Source organism: Agromyces intestinalis, from assembly GCF_008365295.1.
GTDB lineage: Bacteria > Actinomycetota > Actinomycetes > Actinomycetales > Microbacteriaceae > Agromyces > Agromyces intestinalis.
In genome coordinates this window covers 3,408,105-3,426,954 of record NZ_CP043505.1, presented here as the reverse complement: position 1 = coordinate 3,426,954, position 18,850 = coordinate 3,408,105, and the positions used below count along the sequence as shown (strand labels likewise).

The 18,850-nt window shown below is 71.2% G+C and carries 17 protein-coding genes, 2 tRNA genes and 1 pseudogene; 5 read left to right on the top strand and 15 right to left on the bottom strand.

Features of this window, described 5'->3' with window-relative positions:
• Nucleotides 1-108 precede the first annotated feature (108 nt).
• The 5 genes from FLP10_RS15625 to FLP10_RS15605 all read right to left on the bottom strand — a co-directional run bounded on the left by FLP10_RS15625 (nt 109) and on the right by FLP10_RS15605 (nt 5,612).
• Nucleotides 109-810, bottom strand: coding sequence for a hypothetical protein (locus tag FLP10_RS15625; protein WP_149162298.1), 702 nt, complete (start codon nt 808-810; stop codon nt 109-111).
• The gene (locus tag FLP10_RS15620; RefSeq protein ID WP_149161707.1) at nt 807-2,486 is read right to left on the bottom strand and encodes a serine/threonine-protein kinase; all 1,680 of its coding nucleotides are present in this window, start codon (nt 2,484-2,486) and stop codon (nt 807-809) included. The genes FLP10_RS15625 and FLP10_RS15620 overlap by 4 nt, the downstream gene beginning before the upstream one ends.
• The gene (locus tag FLP10_RS15615) at nt 2,486-3,619 is read right to left on the bottom strand and encodes an FHA domain-containing protein (RefSeq protein ID WP_149161706.1); all 1,134 of its coding nucleotides are present in this window, start codon (nt 3,617-3,619) and stop codon (nt 2,486-2,488) included. The genes FLP10_RS15620 and FLP10_RS15615 overlap by 1 nt, the downstream gene beginning before the upstream one ends.
• A complete protein-coding gene (locus FLP10_RS15610) occupies nt 3,616-4,467 on the bottom strand; it encodes a PP2C family protein-serine/threonine phosphatase (protein WP_246150053.1) in 852 nt (283 codons plus the stop codon). Before FLP10_RS15610 ends, FLP10_RS15615 begins: the two co-directional genes overlap by 4 nt.
• A 107-nt stretch (nt 4,468-4,574) precedes the next feature.
• A complete protein-coding gene (locus tag FLP10_RS15605) occupies nt 4,575-5,612 on the bottom strand; it encodes a TerC/Alx family metal homeostasis membrane protein (RefSeq protein ID WP_149161705.1) in 1,038 nt (345 codons plus the stop codon).
• Between the two features lie 212 nt (nt 5,613-5,824).
• Between FLP10_RS15605 and FLP10_RS15600 the strand changes: the two genes are divergently transcribed.
• On the top strand, nt 5,825-6,559 hold the full coding sequence (locus tag FLP10_RS15600) for a TIGR00645 family protein (RefSeq protein ID WP_246150052.1): 735 nt from the start codon (nt 5,825-5,827) through the stop codon (nt 6,557-6,559).
• Nucleotides 6,560-6,741: 182 nt separating this feature from the next.
• On the opposite strand, the gene FLP10_RS15595 is transcribed toward FLP10_RS15600, so the two are convergent.
• Together FLP10_RS15595 and FLP10_RS15590 are read right to left on the bottom strand one after the other, a co-directional pair.
• A tRNA-Glu gene (locus FLP10_RS15595) sits at nt 6,742-6,817 on the bottom strand.
• An 84-nt stretch (nt 6,818-6,901) separates the two neighbouring features.
• Nucleotides 6,902-7,804 carry a diacylglycerol/lipid kinase family protein gene (locus FLP10_RS15590; RefSeq protein ID WP_149161704.1) on the bottom strand — a complete coding sequence of 301 codons (903 nt, stop codon included), beginning with the start codon at nt 7,802-7,804 and terminating at the stop codon, nt 6,902-6,904.
• A 61-nt stretch (nt 7,805-7,865) separates the two neighbouring features.
• On the opposite strand from FLP10_RS15590, the gene FLP10_RS15585 reads away from it, so the two are divergent.
• Entirely contained in the window at nt 7,866-8,507 is a 642-nt protein-coding gene (locus FLP10_RS15585) for an MBL fold metallo-hydrolase (protein WP_149161703.1), read from the top strand.
• Nucleotides 8,508-8,527: 20 nt separating this feature from the next.
• Here the strand turns inward: FLP10_RS15585 and FLP10_RS15580 are convergent, their stop codons facing one another.
• A complete protein-coding gene (locus tag FLP10_RS15580; protein ID WP_168209215.1) occupies nt 8,528-11,002 on the bottom strand; it encodes a transglycosylase domain-containing protein in 2,475 nt (824 codons plus the stop codon).
• Between the two features lie 148 nt (nt 11,003-11,150).
• Here FLP10_RS15580 and FLP10_RS15575 point away from each other — a divergent pair, with 148 nt between their 5' ends.
• Complete coding sequence (locus tag FLP10_RS15575) at nt 11,151-11,720, top strand: hypothetical protein (RefSeq protein WP_149161701.1); 570 nt, start codon at nt 11,151-11,153, stop codon at nt 11,718-11,720.
• A 41-nt stretch (nt 11,721-11,761) separates the two neighbouring features.
• Here FLP10_RS15575 and FLP10_RS15570 read toward each other — a convergent pair whose 3' ends face one another.
• Both FLP10_RS15570 and FLP10_RS15565 read right to left on the bottom strand, forming a co-directional pair.
• Nucleotides 11,762-12,337 carry a hypothetical protein gene (locus FLP10_RS15570; RefSeq protein WP_149161700.1) on the bottom strand — a complete coding sequence of 192 codons (576 nt, stop codon included), beginning with the start codon at nt 12,335-12,337 and terminating at the stop codon, nt 11,762-11,764.
• A 164-nt stretch (nt 12,338-12,501) separates the two neighbouring features.
• Nucleotides 12,502-13,002 (bottom strand): winged helix-turn-helix transcriptional regulator, encoded by a 501-nt coding sequence (locus tag FLP10_RS15565; RefSeq protein WP_149161699.1) that lies wholly within the window; start codon nt 13,000-13,002, stop codon nt 12,502-12,504.
• Nucleotides 13,003-13,099: 97 nt separating this feature from the next.
• Between FLP10_RS15565 and FLP10_RS15560 the strand changes: the two genes are divergently transcribed.
• Entirely contained in the window at nt 13,100-13,771 is a 672-nt protein-coding gene (locus FLP10_RS15560) for a dihydrofolate reductase family protein (RefSeq protein ID WP_149161698.1), read from the top strand.
• Nucleotides 13,772-13,808: 37 nt separating this feature from the next.
• On the opposite strand, the pseudogene FLP10_RS15555 reads toward FLP10_RS15560, so the two are convergent.
• The 5 genes and pseudogenes from FLP10_RS15555 to FLP10_RS15535 all read right to left on the bottom strand — a co-directional run.
• Nucleotides 13,809-14,429 (bottom strand): annotated as a pseudogene (locus FLP10_RS15555) (MFS transporter); the annotation flags it as partial.
• Nucleotides 14,430-14,452: 23 nt separating this feature from the next.
• Entirely contained in the window at nt 14,453-14,749 is a 297-nt protein-coding gene (locus FLP10_RS15550) for a DUF2277 domain-containing protein (protein WP_149161696.1), read from the bottom strand.
• A 218-nt stretch (nt 14,750-14,967) separates the two neighbouring features.
• Nucleotides 14,968-15,039 (bottom strand) — tRNA-Gln (locus FLP10_RS15545).
• A gap of 186 nt (nt 15,040-15,225) precedes the next feature.
• The gene (gene gltX / locus FLP10_RS15540; RefSeq protein ID WP_149161695.1) at nt 15,226-16,740 is read right to left on the bottom strand and encodes a glutamate--tRNA ligase; all 1,515 of its coding nucleotides are present in this window, start codon (nt 16,738-16,740) and stop codon (nt 15,226-15,228) included.
• A complete protein-coding gene (locus FLP10_RS15535) occupies nt 16,733-17,719 on the bottom strand; it encodes a LysR family transcriptional regulator (protein WP_149161694.1) in 987 nt (328 codons plus the stop codon). The genes gltX and FLP10_RS15535 overlap by 8 nt, the downstream gene beginning before the upstream one ends.
• Nucleotides 17,720-17,800: 81 nt before the next feature.
• Between FLP10_RS15535 and FLP10_RS15530 the strand changes: the two genes are divergently transcribed.
• Nucleotides 17,801-18,850, top strand: a complete 1,050-nt coding sequence (locus FLP10_RS15530; protein ID WP_149161693.1) for an aminotransferase class V-fold PLP-dependent enzyme — start codon at nt 17,801-17,803, stop codon at nt 18,848-18,850.

The window sequence follows — 18,850 nt, the reverse complement described above, 5'->3', positions numbered from 1 at the left end:
GGACGGCGGAGCGGAGGCCGACCTCCGAACCGGGGTTCAACCTAACACGGTGACCTGAGCCCCCCAAACGGGGAGGAGTCCCCATGACGCGCCGCGTCGGAGCTCACATCATGGGGCCTGCGGGTCGTTCCGGTCGAGCAGCTGCAGGTCGGCCGCGCTCACGAGGTGCGTCGCGACGGCGTACTCCACGAGGCGTGCGCGGCGATTCGTCGCGAGCCGCCCTCGACCCCCGCGCAGACCGTCGACCCCGAACCGGTCGAGCTTCTCGCACACGTTGTCGAGCTTGCGATTGAACGTCGTCATGCTCCAGCCGAGCCGCGCCGCCGCTTCGGCCGAGGAGGGCACGGTCGCGCGCCCGGCCGATGGCTGGCGCAGCACCGATTCGGCCAGCGCGAGCACGAGCAGCCGCTGGCTCGGGGTGAGTGAGATCGGCATGATCGTGGTGCCGTCGACGTCGCTCTCGGCCGTCAACGTGGTCGCGTAGAAGTCGGACTCGGCGTGCACGGTGAAGTCGTAGGTGGTCGCCCCCGCGCTGAACATCACGTGCAGGGTCGGGAAGACGATCGGCAGCCGGGCGCCCGGTCCGAGCCAGGCCTGCACGCTGCCCGTGGCATCCGACACCGTCGCGGACAGGAGCTGGCCGACGTTGTGCAGCCACCACAGGCCGTGCTCGGCGGCGAGCGTCAAGAAGGTGCGGTGCAGGTACGGGTTGTCGTCGATCACGAGGTCGGCCTCGCGACCGATGCCGAACGGGCGATCGGGGGCGACGGTCGTCCACTCGCCGCAGAACTCGATGCGGAGCGGGGTCATGGCGTGCATGCGCGCACCTCCTCCGAGGTCTTGCTGCCGCGCTGCACGCTGACGTCGATGCAGACGGTCTGACCCGGCGCGAGGCCGTCGACCGTGATCTCGGGCCCCTCGGAGACCTGCATGCCGCCCGAGCCGTCGGCGCGCTCCCATCGGTAGCGGTCGTCGGCGGCTGCGTCGTGGTGCGAGACCTCGAACGTCGCGATGGTGCCGTCGGCCGAGAGCACGCCCGGTTCGACGTGCGGCGCGGGAACCGTCGCGGCGACGACCGCGTCCTCCCCGGGCGCCGGCGTCGGGTCGGTGCCGCCGTCGATCGGCGTTCCCAGCGAGAACACGATGCCCACCACGACGGCGGCTACGACGACCGCTCCGGCCACGATGCCGACGACGAGCCCCGCGCGCGACCGCCGCGGGCGCTCGAGCGGCGCGGTCTTCGTGCGCACCACGGTCGCCTCGTTGGCGGCGGGGAACGCGGGCGGCACGCCGGGCTGAGCGGATGCCGCGGAGCCGCTCGCGGGGCGGACCACCGTGCGCTCGTCGACCTCGGCGGCCGGCTGCGCGTCGACGCGCTGCGGCATCCGCGCCCGGGTCGCCTCCGCGTCCGACGGCGCGGTCGGCGCGGTCGGGGCGGTCGGCCCGGCCTGCGCCCGCGGCCCGGCCTGGGCGTGCACGGTCTGCACCGCGCGCGCCCGCGTCTCCTCTTCACCGGGCCCGCCCGCGGATGCATCGCCGCGCGCCGCGTCGGAACGCGGGTCGTGCTCGACGAGCGTCGGAACCTCGATCGAGGTCGCTGCGTACCCGAGCTCGAGCTCGACCCGCTGCAGGGCGCGGGCGAACTCGACGGCACTCTGGTAGCGGTCTTCACGACGCACTGCCATGCCGGTGCGCAGCACCTCGACGAGGCTGCGCGGCACGTCGAGCCGGTCGAGCGGCGTGATCGCCCCGCGCTCGATCCGCCCGATGAGGTCGAGCGTGCCGTTCGACCGACCGGCGATCTCGAACGGCGAGCGCCCGGCGAGCAGGGTGTGCACGGTGGCGGCGAGCGCGAACACGTCGCTGCGGGTGTCGGGCCGCGGGTCGTCGTCGAACAGCTCGGGCGGTGACCACGGCACGCTCATGCCGACCGCGGACCGGCCGGTGCCGGTGCCCTGCACATCGCCGATCGTCATGGTGTGGGTGGGCAGTTCGCCGTCGAGCGTCGAGGAGATGCCGAAGTCGGTGAGCGCGGGCCACCCGTAGTCGTTCGTGAGCACGTTGGCTGGCTTGATGTCGCGGTGCAGGATGCCGGCGACGTGCGCGGTCGCGACCGCGCCGGCGAGTCGCACCCCCGTGCGCAGTGCGTCGTCGACGGCGAACGGCGTCTGCTTCAGGCGGGTGGCGAGGCTCGGACCCGAGCAGTACTCCATGACGAAGTACGGTCGCCCGTCGGCGGCGACGTCGGCGTGGAAGATCGTGACGATATACGGATGCGCCGACAGCTGCGCCATGAGGTTGGCCTCGGCCACGAACTGGGCGCGCGCGTCGCCCGCGAGGTCTTCGGCCAGCAGCACCTTCACCGCCACCCGACGTCGCGGCAGTCGCTGCTCGTACAGGAACACGTCGGCGAACCCGCCGGATCCGAGCGGTTCGATGAACCGGTATCCGGGCAGCTCGGGAGGCGATGAGACCGGGCGATGCATCAGCCGGCCTCCACCGCGAAGCTCCAGCCGCCGCCGAGGTCGACGACGGTGCCGATCAGCACGGGGGTCGGTTCTCCGGGCCGCAGCTTCACCGGCGGCCGACCGGGCTGCAGCACGTTCGTGCCGTTGCGCGAGTGCAGGTCGGTGACCACGACCGTGCCGCCCTCGAGCCCCACGCGCACGTGGCTGCGTGAGATGTCGGGGTCGCCGGCGCCCAGTGTGAGCAGCCGCGGCAGCCGGGTGCCGGCGGCGCGGTTCACGCTCGGCGAGCGGCCGATCACGACGTCGCCCGCGAGCGGCTCGAGCGCTCCGCCCGGCAGGCGCAGTCGAACGGCGGGGGCGGCCGCCGGGGCGGGCTCGGGCGGCGGCGGCGTGGCCGACGCGTCGGACGTCAGGCGACCGGATGCCTCGCGGCGCAACTCGGCGGGCGACACCACGATCGTGGCGCCGTCGTGCTCGCCCCCGAACGAGGTCGGCTCGACTGCGGACGGGGCGGGCGGCGCAGGGGCGGGTTGCACGGGCGCCGCAGCCGGCAGCACGGATGCAGCCGACCGGGGAGCCGTATCGGGCCGGCGCAGCGCCGAGCGGTCGATCACGACGGTCGAGTCCTCGGCCGCGTCGACGACCTCCTCGGGCTCGGGCTCGGGCTCGGGCTCGGGAATGAGGGTGTGCTGCGGCGGGCTCGCCGGCTCGGCCGCGGCATCCGCATCGTCGATCGACCGCACGCCCGCGGCGAGCACGACCGCCTCGCGGATCGGCCAGACGCTGCCTGAGTCGCCGGTCTCGCCGTCGACGCGTACCTGCCACGCGGCCGCCGCCTCGATCGTGCGCTCGAGCCATCCGCTCGCGACCGACGCGCGGATCACCTGACCGTCGGCGACGACCTCGCATCCGCCCCGCACCGCGACCCGACGCGAACCGCCCGGCCCACCGCCGGCGACCAGCGCGAACGGCATCATCGCCGCGAGACCGTTGCGGGCGAGCCTGGCGAGGGCGGCCCCGAACGCATCGGGCTCGCCGAGCGCGGCCCAGAGCCCGACGACCGTCGCGTCGTCGCCGCGCGGCACCACGAGCACCGAGTCGCCGCGCACGACGGCCAGCCACTCGCCCCCGCTGGGGTGGTATCCGATCATGCGTTCGCCTCGGGCCGCGGGGCAGTGGTCTCGTCGGGGCGATCGCGCGTGGTCTCGTCGTCGTGGCCGGCGATCTCTCCGATCTCGGACTCGACGACCACGACCGAGACGTTGTCACGGCCGCCGCGTGCGACCGCCGCATCGACGAGCTCGCCGGCACTGCCGTGCGCCCCCGCGGCGAGGATGCGGGCGATCGACTCGGTGTCGAGCTCTTTCGTGAGCCCGTCGGTGCAGAGCAGGAACACCTGGCGACCGGCCGCCGGCAGCAACCAGACGTCGGGGTCGACCCAGTCGTCGGCGCCGAGCGCGCGCGTGATCACGTTGCGGTCGGGGTGGCGCTCGGCCTCATCGGGAGAGATCACCCCCGCGTCGACCAACTCCTGCACCGCGGAGTGGTCGACGCTCACCTGCGCGAGGTGCCGGCCGTCCCACCCGTAGATGCGCGAGTCGCCCACGTTGAAGGCCATCCAGAGCAGCCCGCCCGCGTCGCCGGCATCGACGAGCGCGACGCCGGCGAGCGTGGTGCCCGCCACGGCGGTGCCCTCCTCACCCTCGGCGCTCAGCGCCCGCACGGCCGTGTTCGCGGAATGGATCGCGTCGAGCACCTGCTCGGGCCGCACCGGGCGACCGAACTCGAGGTGCCGACGGAACGTGTCGAGCGCGGCCCGACTCGCGGCATCGCCGCGGGCGTGGCCGCCCATGCCGTCGGCGACGACGTATACCGGCGCCTCGGCGAGCACCGCATCCTCGTTCACCTGCCGTACGCGACCGACGTCGCTGCGGGCGCTGTGCGTGAGCACGGCCGACTCATCGGGCAGCGCCGTCGTGCCCTCGTCGCCAGTCGTCACCGACCACCTCCGCCTTCCGCGCTCGCCCGATCAGCCCGCGCTCGCGCGGGCACTCCACCGTACCAAGGCGGAGGATCGGCTACGGACTGGCGTGCACACCCCCGCGGTCAGCGGTCGCGCCGACCCGCGTCCTCGGTGAAGTGCGGCACCTCGTCGAGCAGCCTGTTCCCGCGCCGTTTCGCGTCGACGCGGGCCTTGATGAGGCTCGCGACCGTCGCGACCGCCATCGCCACGACGATGACGCCCAGCGACATCCAGGTCGAAATCTCGGGTGCCCACTCGATGTGTTCGCCGCCGTTGATGAACGGCAGCTCGTTCACGTGCATGGCGTGCAGCACGAGCTTCACGCCGATGAACGCGAGGATGAACGCGATGCCGTACTTCAGGTACTCGAGGCGCTCGAGCAGGCCGCCGAGCAGGAAGTACAGCTGACGCAGCCCCATCAGCGCGAACACGTTCGCGGTGAACACGATGAACGCCGAGTGCGTGATGCCGAAGATGGCCGGAATCGAATCGAGCGCGAAGAGCAGGTCGGTCGTGCCGATCGCCACGAACACGACGAGCATCGGGGTGAAGAAGCGCGTGCCGTCGATCGTGGTGCGCAGCTTCACCCCGTCGTACTCGTCGGTGAGGTTCACGCGCTTGCGGAGCATCCGCACGATGAAGGTCTCGCTGTCGTCGTCTTCATGGTCGCCGCGCACCTGCTGGATCGCGGTCCAGACCAGCCACGCGCCGAAGAGGTAGAAGATCCAGCTGAAGTTCTCGATCAGCGACGCACCCAGCAGGATGAACACACCGCGCAGGATGAGCGCGATGATGATGCCCACCATCAGCACCTCCTGCTGCAGCTTCCTGGGCACCGAGAACCTCGCCATGATGATGACGAAGACGAACAGGTTGTCGATCGACAGGCTGTACTCGGTCAGCCAGCCGGCGAGGAACTGCCCGCCGTGCTCGGCGTCGCCGAGCAGGAACATCAGGCCGGCGAACACCAGCGCGAGCCCGACGTAGAAGGCGACCCACAACGTGGACTCGGTGAACGACGGCACGTGCGGGCGCTTGAGGACGAGCAGCAGGTCGCCGACGAGGATCAGGGTGAGGACGACGAGGGATCCGACTTCGAACCAGAGCGGGAGGTCGAGCACAGACGGCCTTTCAGGGTGAGGTGGGTACGGCGAGGACCCGAACGTCTCTCCCTGTCGCGCATCGCATGCGCCGCCACGCCCGGAGCTCCGTCACTGGCGCTCGTACTGACGATCGTGGCCGAGACCGAGGCCTCGCGGGATACTCCCCTTCGCTTCGCAGGAGTCTAGCGGAAACCCGCCCCTAGGCTGGAGGCCCCACGAGAAGGAGAACCGTGAGCGCCCGTACGACGCCCCCGTCCCCCGTTCCCCCCGCCGCCCCCGTGCACCGAACCGCCCCGTGGGGCCGTGCCATCGGCGGCCTCATCTTCACGAGCCGGTGGCTGCAGGCACCGCTCTACCTCGGCCTGATCGTCGCCCAGGCGATCTACGTGGTCGTGTTCGTGATCGAGCTCTGGCACCTCGGCGAGGGTGTGATCGCGCACCCCGAGAAGATCGACGAAGCCACCATCATGCTCTCGGTGCTCGGCCTCATCGACGTCGTCATGATCGCGAACCTGCTCATCATGGTGATCATCGGCGGCTACGAGACGTTCGTCTCGCGCATCGGCGTCGACGGCCACCCCGACCAGCCCGAGTGGCTCAGCCATGTCAACGCGAACGTGCTCAAGGTCAAGCTCGCGATGGCGATCATCGGCATCTCGTCGATCCACCTGCTGAAGACGTTCATCGAGGTCGGCGACATGTCGAACGGCGTCGCGGCCGGCACCGAGACCGGGCAGGACTACACCTGGGACGGCGTGCTGTGGCAGGTGATCATCCACTGCGTGTTCATCCTGAGCGCGCTCGCTCTCGCGCTCATCGATCGCATGAGCTACCACCGCGTCGCCCCGCTCGAGATCCACGACGGGGTCGCCGTGCCGTACGCGCCCGGCCCGGTCGACGAGCTCGCCGAGCTCGAGGCATCCGCCCGGCTGGAGACGGCCGGGGCCGGAGCAGACCGACCCTGACGCCGTCGTCGAGGTCGGCCCGCGTCGGCGGGCCGGCCTCGACATCCCAGTCTGAGTTCAGGGGCCGGATGTCACGGGCGGATGTCACGGCCGGATGTCACGGGCCCGTCGGCGGCACAATGCAGCCTCCGGAAACGACGAAAGCCCTCGCTCGCGCGAGGGCTTTCAGCCGATATTGCCGTTGGTGACCCCAGCGGGATTTGAACCCGCGCTACCGCCGTGAGAGGGCGGCGTCCTAGGCCGCTAAACGATGGGGCCGTGTCTTCGGAACTCGGTTCCGTTTCAGCAACTCGAAGAGTATGGCACAGTTCCGAGGCTGTTCCAAATCGAGTGCCGACCCGCTCAGCGGAACACCCGGAGGGCACCCGGAACGACCTCGATGTCGACCGGCAGCGCGCCGATGCGCTCGCCGTCGGCATAGGCGATGGCGTCATCCGACTCGATCCTGACCCGCTTCGCCGTACGGAACTCGACCGCCGGGTGGTCGATGTGGGTGCCCGCGAATACCTTCGGGAACACCCGCAGCAACCGCAGTCGGCTGATCGGATGCACGATGAACACGTCGAGCAGGCCGTCGGAGAGATCGGCGTGCGGCACGATGCGCATGCCGCCGCCGAGCGACGAGTTGTTGGCGACCGAGATCAGCATCGCCCGCTGCTCGCGGCGTTCGCCGTCGATCGTGATCGCGTACCGCCGCGGGCGGAACGTGGCGAGCTCGCGCAGGAGCGCCAGGGTGTACCGGCTCGGCCCGCGGGGGCGGGACATCCGGTTCGCTCGCTCGTTGACGATCGCGTCGAAGCCGGCCGACAGGATCGAGGCGAACCAGGTCGTCGTCTCGCCGTGCTCGACGCGCGCTGCATCGACGGACTGCGGCTCGCGTTCGAGCGCGGCGACGAGCGCCTCGGTCGCCGCCTCGGGGTCGTCGTGCGGAAGGCCGAGCCCGCGCGCGAGATCATTGCCGGTGCCGGCAGGGACGATGCCGAGCGGCACCCCGGTGCCGGCGACGAGGTTCGCGCCGAGCGAGACCATGCCGTCACCGCCGACCACGACCACGCCGTCGGTGCCCTGCGCGAACGCCGACTCGGCCTCGCGTCGCAGCAGTTCGAAGTTCGCCTCGCGCAGCATCTGCACGTCGTGGCCCTCGTCGACGAGCCGTGCGACGACGGCAGGGCCGACCTCGCGGTTGCGGCCGAACGAGGCCAGCGGGTTGACGGCGACGAGCAGCCGTCTCGGGTGTCGGGTCACGCAGAGATCATCGCAGGCGAACGGGTTGCATGACGCATCGGTTGCGGTGTTGGCTCGGCGTATGCGCCTCACCAAGCACGAACACGCCGCGCTCGAGATCGTCGAGAACGGGCAGCGCCTGTTCATCGATCCCGGAGCCTTCACCACGCCGATCACCGAGGCGGCCGCCACGGTCGCGGTCGTCATCACGCACGAGCACAACGACCACTGGACGCCCGAGCAGTTGCGGCGCATCCTCGAGCAGAGTCCCGGTGCCCGGCTCTTCGGCCCCGAGGGAGTCGTGCGAGCCGCCGCCGTCGAGGGCGTCGAGGTGCAGCGCGTCGATCCCGGCGACGAGGTCGAGGTCGGGCCGTACCGGCTGCGCTTCTTCGGCGGTTCGCACGCCGTCATCCACCCGTCGATCCCCGTGGTCGACAATGTCGGGGTTCTCGTGAACGATTCGCTGTACTACGCGGGCGACTCGTTCGTCGCACCCGGTGTGCCGGTCGAGGTGCTGGCCGCGCCGGCAGCCGCGCCGTGGATGAAGATCAGCGAGGCGATGGACTACGTGATCGCGGTGTCGCCGCGTCGCGCGTTCCCGACGCACGAGATGCTGCTCGCGCGGGCCGGCAAAGACCTGTCGAACGCGCGGCTCCGCTGGGCGACCGAGCAGGGCGGCGGCGAGTACGTGGCCCTCGAGCCCGGCGACACGCTGGACATCTGAGCCGCGCCGAGCCGCGCTGATCAGCCGCCGCGGCCGTCGCCGCCGCGGCCGTCACCGCCGCCTCGGCCGTCACCGCCGCCTCGGCCGTCGCCGCGTCCGCCATCCCGCCGGCCGTCGCCGTCGCCGTCGTTCGATGCGTTTTCGGCCGGCGCTTCCTCGGCGGGTGCGTCGACGTCGAACGCGGCCGGCGTCGCGGGCGCGGGAGTGGGCTGCGGGTCGGGCGCGGGGGGCGTGTACTGCTCGAACCCTTCGGCGCGTTCCACGACGGGCCCCGGGCCGAGTTCGCTGAACTCACCGCCACCGTACTTCGCGTTCGCGGTCGACATCACGATCGGCCACATCCGGTGTCGCGCCGTCGCGGCCGAACCGCTGTCGAACGAGAGGCCGCGCTGGTTGGCGTCGCCGGTCACGCTCACCACCGCCGCGGCGGTCGCGACGCGCGTACTGGCGCCGACCATCCAGGTGTCCTTCGCGCCGTCGGTGGTGCCGGTCTTGCCGATCATGGGAACCCACGGATCGGTCGCCCCGTTCGAGGCGCTGCCGGTGCCACCGGTCATGACGCGCCGCAATCCGTAGTGCATGGCCGCCGCCACCTCGGGTACGACCGCCGGGGCGCAGGTCGACTTCGGCGGCTCGATCTCCTCGCCGTCGCGGCCGACGATGCGATCGATCGCGATCGGCGAGCACGCGACGCCGTCGTTCGCGATGCCGGCGAAGGCGATCGCCATGCTGAGCGGTGCGACCTCGTTGATGCCGAGCACCGCGGAGGGGTACTGCACGAGCGGATCGCCGTCGGCACGGTGCACGCCGAAGGCCTCGGCCTTCTGCGCGATGCCGCACTGGTCGAGCAGTTTCGCCATGCCGAGGAACCCGGTGTTGATCGACCCGATCGTCGACTCGAGCGCGCTGTAGTTGCCCCCCGCTTCGTTGGCATCGTTGCGCGGGTTCCATCCGGGGTCGGCGAACTGCGTGCCGAGGCAGCTGTCGCGGAACGCGCCCCAGTTGCTCTTGCGTCGCGAATCGACCCGTTCGCTCAGGCCGTGCCCCTCGGAGAGCCACTGCGCGAGCGTGAACACCTTGTACGACGAGCCGGGCTGGAACCCGCTCGAACCGCCGTAGTCGTAGTCGGTGTTGTAGTTGATGCCGGTGTACTCGGGCCGGCCATCGACCACGGCCGGGTCCTGGCTGTAGAGCTTGTTCTGCGCCATCGCCAGCACGCGACCGGTTCCGACCTCGACGCTCGAGATCACCGCACCCACATCCCACCAGGGGTAGACCTGGGGGACGTTCTCGGCGATGGCGCGTTCGGCCGCCGCCTGCAGGTCGAGGTCGAGGGTCGTGAAGATCTGGTAGCCGCCGCGCCGGAAGTTGAGGAATCGCTCCTCGGGGTCATCGCCGAACGCCGGGTCGTTCTCGAGGATCTGGGTGACGTAGTCGCAGAAGTACGCGGAGCCTCCGGCGGTCTGGCAGCCCGTGCTCGGCTCGGTGATCACCGGTTCGATCGGCGTGGCGACGGCCGCATCGTACTCGTCGCGCGTCACCTTCCCCTCGTCGAGCATCTGCTTGAGGATGTAGTCGCGGCGCAGCTGCGTGTCGGCGTAACCGGCGGCGGCGCCGTTCGTCTCGCTGTCGGGCTGGTCGAGTCGGAACTTCTGGGGGTTGTTCACGATCGCCATCAGCGCGGCCGCCTGCGGGAGCGTGACGGCCGCCGCGGTCGTCGAGAAATAGTAGTTCGCCGCCGCTTCGATGCCGTACACCGTGCCGCCGAAGCCGGCGATGTTGAGGTAGCCCAGCAGGATCTCGTCTTTGCTGTAGCGCTTCTCGACCCCGATCGCGAGCCGCATCTCCTTCAGCTTGCGGTCGATGGTCGTCTCGGTCACCGAGTTGTAGCAGGCGAGGCGGGCCTCGTCGAGCTTCGCCCGCTCTTCGTCGGCGGTGAGTCCGTCCTCCTCGGCCTCCTCGTTGAGGCGAACGCCGGCGTCGCGCTCGCACTCCTGCACGCGCACGTTCTTGACGTACTGCTGGGCGATCGAGGACCCGCCCTGCGTCTCGCGGCCGGCGGCCGTCGTGAGGGCGGCGCGCACCGTGCCCTGCAGGTCGATGCCGCCGTGGGTGTAGTAACGGGGGTCTTCGCCGGCGACGGCGGCATCCTTCACGTACTGGCTGACCTGGTTCCAGCCGACCTCGACCCGATTCTGGTCGTAGAAGGACGCCAGATGCACGGCGGTGCCGTCGGAGCGGGTCGCATAGATGTCGCTCTTCTCGCTGAGCTCGCCGATCTCGAGGTACCCGGGCAGGTTGTCGAAGATCGAGATCGTGCTCGACGCGGTGACCCCGACCATCGTGAGCCCCGGCGCCGCGGCGGTGACGAACAGCCCTGCGGCCGCGGCGCTCGCGAGCAGGATCCCGAGCAGGCCGCCGAGGATTCCGGCGGGAGTCCGGGTCTCGGCGAAATCGCGATTGCGCTTGTTCCGCGGCTTCGTCGGACGGGACATGCGCACCTCCCCCGATGGTCGGCCCCACGAGACGCCGGCGATGAACGCGGCATCCTCCTCCATGCAACATCAGCGCGCCCGGCTTGTCCAGCAGTCGCCCGCGATGCGGTCGTGACGGATGCCGCGACCCGGGTGTACCGTCGCCGTCATGGGGGACGCGCACGACGCGCGCGCGGCCGAGCCGGCCGCCGAGCACGCGGCCGATCCGACGACGAAGGCCGACCGCGCATCGGCGGCACGCCTGGTCGCCGACTACGCGCGCACCGAGCACGGCGTGCACGGGGTGGTGCTGGTCAGCGCGCTGACCGCGGTCGGTTGGCACTTCGACACCGATCTCGAGGTGCTCTGGTTCATCGTGGGGTCGGTCGTCGTGCTGTGGCTCACGCACGTGTACGCAGCCGTGGTCGCCGGCCGCCGCACCCCCGAAGGACGCGGGATCGCGCTCTGGCGAGCCATCCTCACCGCAGCGGGTCACACCTCGGGGCTGCTGGTGGCGATGCTGCTGCCGGTGTTCTTCCTGTTGCTCGCGGTCATCGGCCTCATCGACGAGTACCTCGCCTACTACCTCGCACTCTGGGTGGGCGTCGTCGAACTCGCGGTGATGGGCTGGCTGAACTCGGCCCGCAACGAGAGCCCCTGGTGGCTGCGCGCACTGAGCGCGCTGATCACGGCCGGCTTCGGCCTCGCGGTCATCTGGCTGGGCACGCTCGTGCACTGAGTCGGATGCCTCGCTGCGCGGGCCCGCGGCATCCGGCCTGTTCAGCGACCGCCCGCCCAGCGCACCGCGTCACGGAGCCCATCGAGCTCGACCGGCTCGACCAGTTCGCGCACCGCGGTGAGACTGATCGACGAGGCGCCGAGATCTTCCAGTACACGCTTGGGAAGGACCCAGAACCGCCACGGCCGCAGGTCGAGCGGGTCGTACGCCTCGTGGCTCGTCGACGTCTGCACCGCGAAGACGTAGACGTCGCCCCGGTGCGCGGCGACACCCGAGTATCCGGTGCGTGGATGCCACGACTGCCCGCGGAGCCCGGTGAACACGATGCGCGACAGCTGGCGTTGGTCCCAGGCCTGCAGGAACGCGGCGGACTTCACGACGATCGCGAGGTCCTCCCAGCGGAGCTCGACGTCGTCCCACTCGACCCGCGTGGCGCGCTCGCCGAGGGCGCGCGCGACGAGGAACTCGGCCAGCAGCGCCCGCACCGTGTTGGTGCGCAGATCGGGCGCCGCATAGCGCCAGAAGTCGATCACCCGCGCGTCCAGCCCGACGAAATCCTCATCGCCCGCGAGCGCGGGCAGTGCCACCGGAACGAGCCAGTCGATCTGTTGCTGCATTCCACGAGCGTAATGAGCGACGCTCGACGCGGTCAGCCCCACATGCGAGGGACAGAGCGGGTTCGCCGAGGCATCGGTGCGATCGCCGGACACATCGCGCGGACATCGCCGTCGAGCGATCTCGAGGCGATCAACGAGACGTCGGAAGCGCCGGCATCGTCACCCTATCGGCGGTCGGCGGCCAGCGAGGCGCCGTATGCGGCGGCGAGCATCTCGCTCGGTCGCGGGGCGTCGGGGTCGGGGCGGGGGACCCCAAGATGGCGTTCGCGAAGCTCGTCCATCATCGCCGTCACGAGTGACGGCCCGCCGTCGCGTAGCAGTTCGGCCCGCACGCGGAGCCGCTGTTCGCCGTCGCGGTGGGCCAGGCCCCAGGTGCCGAGCGCGGCCATGATCGGCAGCACCTCGATGCCCGCCTCGGTCAGCGAGTAGGCCGCCCGCTGACCGCGCCGCGCGTCGTCGCGGGTCAGCAGGCCGGCCTCGACGAGGCGCTTGAGCCGGCTGGAGAGGATGTTCGATGCAATGCCCTCTTCGGAGCCGGTCTGGAGCTCGCGGAAGTGCCGCCGGTCACCGAACATGATGTCGCGCAGCACGAGCATCGCCCACGGATCGCCGAGCACCTCGATCGCGGCGTTGATCGCGCAGCCGGAGCGCGGGCCATCGTCCATGGCCGCCATCCTAGTGCTTGCAGTTCGCAATCGCTTGGACTAGCGTGCCGAGTGCTTTCACTTCGCAATCACATGTGCACGCACCTGAGGAGCCCCGATGTCGTTCGTCCGTATCCAGAACATCTCGATCTCGCTCGACGGGTTCGGCACCGGCGAAGGGCTGGCGTTCGAGTCACCGTTCGGCCACGCCGGCGAACGCCTGCACGAGTGGATGTTCGCAACCCGGTTCGGTCGTGGGATGCTCGGCCTTCCCGGCGGCTCCGACGGCGTCGACAACGCGTTCGCCGAACGGCACGAGACGCTCGGCATCGGCGCCGAGATCATGGGGCGCGGGAAGTTCAGCCCGCAGACCGGGCCGTGGACCGATCTCGGCACCGACGAGGAGTGGCGCGGATGGTGGGGCGAGAATCCCCCGTTCCACACCCCCGTGTTCGTGCTCACCCATCACCCCCGCCCGTCGATCGAGATGGAGGGCGGCACGGTATTCCACTTCGTCGACGCGTCACCGCAGGATGCGGTCGCGATGGCCCGCGAGGCGGCCGGGGGGCGAGACGTGCGGATCGGCGGCGGGCCGACGATGGCGCGCGAGTTCATCGCCGCGGGTCTGGTCGACACGATCCACCTGGTGCAGGTGCCGATCGTGCTCGGTCGGGGCGCGAGACTGTGGGATGGACTCGAAGGGCTCGAGACGGACTACGACGTCGAGCAGGTGGCCTCGCCGAGCGGCGTGGTGCACCTCACCTTCACGCGCCGCGGCGATCGCGGGTGAACCCGTTCGCGGAGGCCGTGCGGATGCGCCGCCCGGGTCACCCGAACACGACGCGCGTCCGGCGAGCGCGGCGCCCCCGCGCGACGCCCCACGCCACGAGCGCACCGGCCAGCGCCGTGAGCACGAGGCCCGCGACGGTGACGCCCGTGCGGAACTGCGCGGTCTGCGCGGCGCTCCATCCGGCGTCGGTGAGCGATCCGGCGAAGAGCGCGGCGAGGATGCTCCCGCTGATCGCGATGCCGATGGCGGTCGCGACCTCGCTCGCCGTGTCGACCATCGCCGCACCGATCGTCGTGCGCGACGCCGGCAGCCCGCGCATGACGTTCGTGCCGGCGACGACCCCGACCACGACCGCGGGACCGATCGCGAGCCCGACCAGGCCGACAGCGGAGATCACCGTGGTCGCGCGGACCCGCATCGTGTCGTCGTCGAACAATCGGAACGCCAGCGCCAGCGATCCGGGCGTCGTCATCGCGGCCGCGATCCCCATCGCCGCGCGCACCGCGATGAGCTGCGCGGCGGTCGTGATGAACACGGTGCCGAAGCTTGCGAACCCCAGCACGACGAGCCCGATCAGCATGATCCGTCGGCGGCCGACCCGGTCGGCGAGCGCGCCGAATGCGAGCATCAGGCCGCCGAAGACCACCGCATAGGCGCCGGTCGCCCACTGTTCCGGCGGTGCTAGACCGACGCGGTGCGAATGCGCACCTCGCGTTCCATGCGGCGCTCGTGGCGTTGCCTGCCCTTGATCGCCTCGAGCTCACGGCTCTTCGGCGGAGCGTTCGTGACGAGGCCGTCGAGCAGGCGCCGTGTCGCCTGCGCGATCTCGTCGATCGCCCGGTCGAACGCTTCGGTGTTCGCGCGCGACGGATGCGTCGACCCGCTGACCTTCCGCACGAACTGCAGTGCGGCCTCGCGCACCTCGTCGTCGGTCGTGGGCGGGTCGAAGTTGTGGAGCACGCGGATGTTCCGGCACATGCGAGCGAGGGTAGCCCGGTCGGCCGGCCGCCGCGAGGGCTCCCGGCGCCGTCGCCTCGTCGGCACTCCCCCGCGAATGCCATGCTTGCTCTCGTGAGACGAGCGTCGACGACGACTTCTCCGGTCACCGACCGCAACCTGTTCCGTGGACTCCCGAGGTCCGTCAGAGTCACGATCAGAAACACGAAAACCCCGGCGAACCGGGGCCTTCATCACTGCTGGGGTACCTGGACTCGAACCAAGAACAACTGAACCAGAATCAGCCGTGTTGCCAATTACACCATACCCCAATGGCCCTGAACCGCGTCCCGGGCCGACAAGTAACTCTAGCCCACGGCGTGGCACCGGCCAAATCGAGCGCGGCACGATTCGAGGGGCGGCGAGGGCGGCTTCGAAGGCGGGTCACCAGGTCTCGAGACGCGTCCGACCCCGCCGGGCACTCCTCGACCAGCCAGCCACCACCGCGGCCGCCCGCGTCAGCCCAGCCGCGCCTGCAGCCCCGCGATCCGCTCGAGCGAGTCGATCTTGCCGAGGATCTGCATCGACTCGAACAGCGGCGGCGACACGCGTCGGCCCGACACGGCGACCCGCACGGGCGTGAAGGCCACGCGCGGCTTCAGCCCGAGTCCGTCGATGAGCGCGGCGCGCAGCGCCTCCTCGATCTCGGCCGTCGCCCACGACGAGGCCGGCACGCGCTCGAGCGCGTCAGCCGCGGCGGCGAGCACTGCCGGCGCGTCGCCGGGCAGGGATGCCACGGCGTCGTCGTCGTACGTCAGCCCCGAGGCATCCGTGAACAGGAAGCCCAGCATGCCGGGCGCCTCACCGAGCAGTCCGATGCGCTCCTGCACCAAGGGCGCAGCCGACGCGAGGATCGCCTCGTCAGCCGCCGAAAGCGGCTCCGAGACCACGCCGGCAGCAGCGAGGTACGGCACCACGCGCGCGGCGAAGTCGGCGGGCTCGAGCAGGCGGATGTGGTCGCCGTTGATCGACTCGGCCTTCTTCTGGTCGAAGCGGGCGGGGTTCGGGTTGACGTTCACCACGTCGAAGGCGGCGACGAGCTCGTCGCGGCTGAACACGTCGCGGTCGGCCGCGAATCCCCAGCCGAGCAGCGCGAGGTAGTTCAGCAGTCCCTCGGGGATGAACCCCCGCTCTCGGTGGTGGAAGAGATTCGACTCGGGGTCGCGCTTCGAGAGTTTCTTGTTGCCCTCGCCCATCACGTACGGCAGGTGGCCGAAGCGCGGCACGAACTCGGTCACGCCGATGTCGATGAGCGCGCGGTAGAGCGCGATCTGGCGCGGCGTCGACGAGAGCAGGTCTTCGCCGCGCAGCACGTGCGTGATGCCCATCAGCGCGTCGTCGACGGGGTTCACGAAGGTGTAGAGCGGCGCACCGTTCGGGCGCACGACGACGAAGTCGATGGTCGAGCCGACCGGGAAGTCGATGCGCCCGCGCACCAGGTCGTCGAACCCGAGGTCGACCTCGGGCACCCGCAGCCGCAACGCAGGCTGCCGGCCCTCGGCGCGGAACGCGGCACGCTGCTCCTCGGTCAGCGAACGGTCGTGGTTGTCGTAGCCCAGCTGCTTCGGTCGGCCGGCGGCCGCATTCCGGGCGTCGATCTCCTCGGCCGTCGAATAGCTCTCGTACAGGTGACCGGCGGCCTTCAGCCGCTCGATGACGTCGGCGTAGATCTCGGCGCGCTGCGACTGGCGGTACGGCCCGTGGGGGCCGCCGACGCCGACGCCCTCGTCCCAGTCGAGGCCGAGCCAGGTGAGCGCATCGAGGATCTGCTCGTAGCTCTCTTCGCTGTCGCGCGCGGCGTCGGTGTCTTCGATGCGGAACACGAAGGTACCGCCGGTGTGGCGCGCGTACGCCCAGTTGAACAGGGCGGTGCGGACGAGCCCCACGTGCGGGGTGCCGGTGGGCGACGGGCAGAAGCGAACGCGAACGTCGCTGCCGGTGGCGGTGGTGGTGGGGTGCGCGGTGTCAGACATCGCTGTCCATGGTATCGACCGCGCCGAGAGTCGAGCGGGCGGTTTCCAGCGCGCGCATCGCCGCGGCGACGGCGGGCACGCGCGCCCCACCCCGGGCGGTCACCAGGTGCAGTGATCGCTCGTCGCTTCGGGCGGTGGGCCGGGTCACGACGCCCGGATGCCTCGGTGAGGCCGCGAGCGCCAACCCGGGCAGCAGCGCCACCCCGAGGCCCTGGGCGACCATGCCCTCGACGGCGACGAAATTGTCGGTCTCGACGACGATGCGCGGCAGGAATCCGGCGTCGTCGGCCAAGTCGAGCAGGTGCCCGCGACAGCGGGGGCATCCGGCGATCCACGGCTCGTGCGCAAGGGTCGCGAGGTCGACGACCTCGTCGGACGCGGCCGGATGCTGCGCCGGCAGCACGAGGCGCACCGGTTCGCGCCCGAAGTCGTGCACGTCGAGGCCGCGCGCGCTCTCGCGGTGGGGGTCGTCGCGGTCGCCGGGGTAGCTGAACGTCACCGCGAGGTCGGCGCGGTCGGCGCGCACGGCGGCGACCGCCTCGGGCGGCTCGGCCTCGACGTACGTGACGGTCAGGCCCGGGTGCGTGCGCCCGAGCTCGGCGATGAGCCTCGGCACGAGCGTCGCCGACGCCGACGGGAACGCGACGAGCCGCACCCGCCCGGCCCGCAGGCCGCGCAGCGCGGCCAGCTCCCCCGCGGCGGCTTCGAGGGCGGTCGCGACCGCGTGCGCGTGTCGGGCGAGCACGCGACCGGCCTCGGTCAGGCGGATGCCCCGACCCACGCGCTCGACGAGTGCGACGCCGGTGCGATCCTCGAAACGCCGCAGCTGCTGACTGACCGCGGGCTGGCTGTAGCCCAGCGCGACCGCGGCTGCGGTGAGCGAGCAGTGCTCGGCGACCGCGCGCACGACGCGCACGGTCTGCACGTCGATCGCGGCGACCAGGTCGGCGACGAGTTCGTCGGTCGCAGCATCCGTCATCCTGAAATCATAACGACTGGTTATTTCATTCATCGAACACCTGCGGTTGTCGAATGAAAACGGCCCGCCGAGACTGGTCGCATGGATCCCGCCAGCTCCGCCTACCCCGACGGCCGCGGATACCTCGCCGCCTGCACGATGGGCCTGCCGACGTTCGCGACCCGCGACGCCGTCGCGCGCGACCTCGACCGTTGGAGCCGCGGCGACGCCGCAGCCGGCGACTACTCGGGCGCCGTCGAACGCGGCCGCGGGCACGCCGCGCGCCTGCTCGGCACGGAGCCGTCGCGTATCGCGATCGGCTCGCAGGTGTCGGTGTTCGTCGGGTTCGCCGCGGCGTCGCTGCCGACGGGGGCCGAGGTGTTGTGCGTCGACGGCGACTTCAGCTCGGTCGTCGCGCCGTTCCTCGCACGCGACGATCTGCAGGTGCGGCACGTGCCGCTGGCCGCCCTCGCCGACGCGATCGGGTCGCGCACCGCGCTCGTCGCCGTGTCGCTGGTGCAGTCGGCCACCGGCGACGTCGCCGACCTCGACGCGATCTCGCGCGCTGCCCGTACGGCCGGAGCGCTGCTCGTCGTCGACACCACGCAGGCGACGGGCTGGCTGCCGACCACCCGGATCGATGCCGACCTCGTCGTCTGCCACGCCTACAAATGGCTCGGCGCCCCCCGCGGTGCCGCGTTCGCCTCGTTCGGCGATCGCGCACTCGCCGAGTTCACGCCGCAGGCCGCGGGCTGGTACTCGGGCGCCGACCCGTGGGCGAGCTGCTACGGCCCCGACCTGCATCTGGCCGACGACGCGCACCGCTTCGACGTCTCCCCCGCGTGGCACGCCTGGGTCGGCGCGGAGGTGGCACTCGGCTTCGCCGCCGCGCTCGACCTCGAGTCGGTGCGTCGGCACGACGTGGGGCTCGCGAACGCGTTCCGGGCCGGCATCGGGCTCGAGGCATCCGTCAGCGCCATCGTGACCTGGCCCGACGCCGACGGTGACGACCTGCGCGCGCTCACGGCGAACGGCATCACGGCGTCGGGTCGCGCCGGGCGCGCCCGGGTCGCGTTCCACCTGTGGAACGACGAGGAGGACGTCACGTCGGCGCTGCGCGCGCTCCTGCGAGCGGCGTCGCGAGTCCGGTAG

Bases quoted from the DNA above. Each gene is read 5' to 3' on its own strand.
- FLP10_RS15530 (WP_149161693.1), top strand. From the start codon at position 17,801: ATGGATCCCGCCAGCTCCGCCTACCCCGACGGCCGCGGATACCTCGCC.
- FLP10_RS15565 (WP_149161699.1), bottom strand. From the start codon at position 13,002: ATGGACGATGGCCCGCGCTCCGGCTGCGCGATCAACGCCGCGATCGAG.
- FLP10_RS15615 (WP_149161706.1), bottom strand. From the start codon at position 3,619: ATGATCGGATACCACCCCAGCGGGGGCGAGTGGCTGGCCGTCGTGCGC.
- FLP10_RS15575 (WP_149161701.1), top strand. From the start codon at position 11,151: ATGGGGGACGCGCACGACGCGCGCGCGGCCGAGCCGGCCGCCGAGCAC.
- FLP10_RS15585 (WP_149161703.1), top strand. From the start codon at position 7,866: ATGCGCCTCACCAAGCACGAACACGCCGCGCTCGAGATCGTCGAGAAC.
- FLP10_RS15550 (WP_149161696.1), bottom strand. From the start codon at position 14,749: ATGTGCCGGAACATCCGCGTGCTCCACAACTTCGACCCGCCCACGACC.
- FLP10_RS15625 (WP_149162298.1), bottom strand. From the start codon at position 810: ATGACCCCGCTCCGCATCGAGTTCTGCGGCGAGTGGACGACCGTCGCC.
- FLP10_RS15560 (WP_149161698.1), top strand. From the start codon at position 13,100: ATGTCGTTCGTCCGTATCCAGAACATCTCGATCTCGCTCGACGGGTTC.
- FLP10_RS15570 (WP_149161700.1), bottom strand. From the start codon at position 12,337: ATGCAGCAACAGATCGACTGGCTCGTTCCGGTGGCACTGCCCGCGCTC.
- gltX (WP_149161695.1), bottom strand. From the start codon at position 16,740: ATGTCTGACACCGCGCACCCCACCACCACCGCCACCGGCAGCGACGTT.
- FLP10_RS15535 (WP_149161694.1), bottom strand. From the start codon at position 17,719: ATGACGGATGCTGCGACCGACGAACTCGTCGCCGACCTGGTCGCCGCG.
- FLP10_RS15620 (WP_149161707.1), bottom strand. From the start codon at position 2,486: ATGCATCGCCCGGTCTCATCGCCTCCCGAGCTGCCCGGATACCGGTTC.
- FLP10_RS15580 (WP_168209215.1), bottom strand. From the start codon at position 11,002: ATGTCCCGTCCGACGAAGCCGCGGAACAAGCGCAATCGCGATTTCGCC.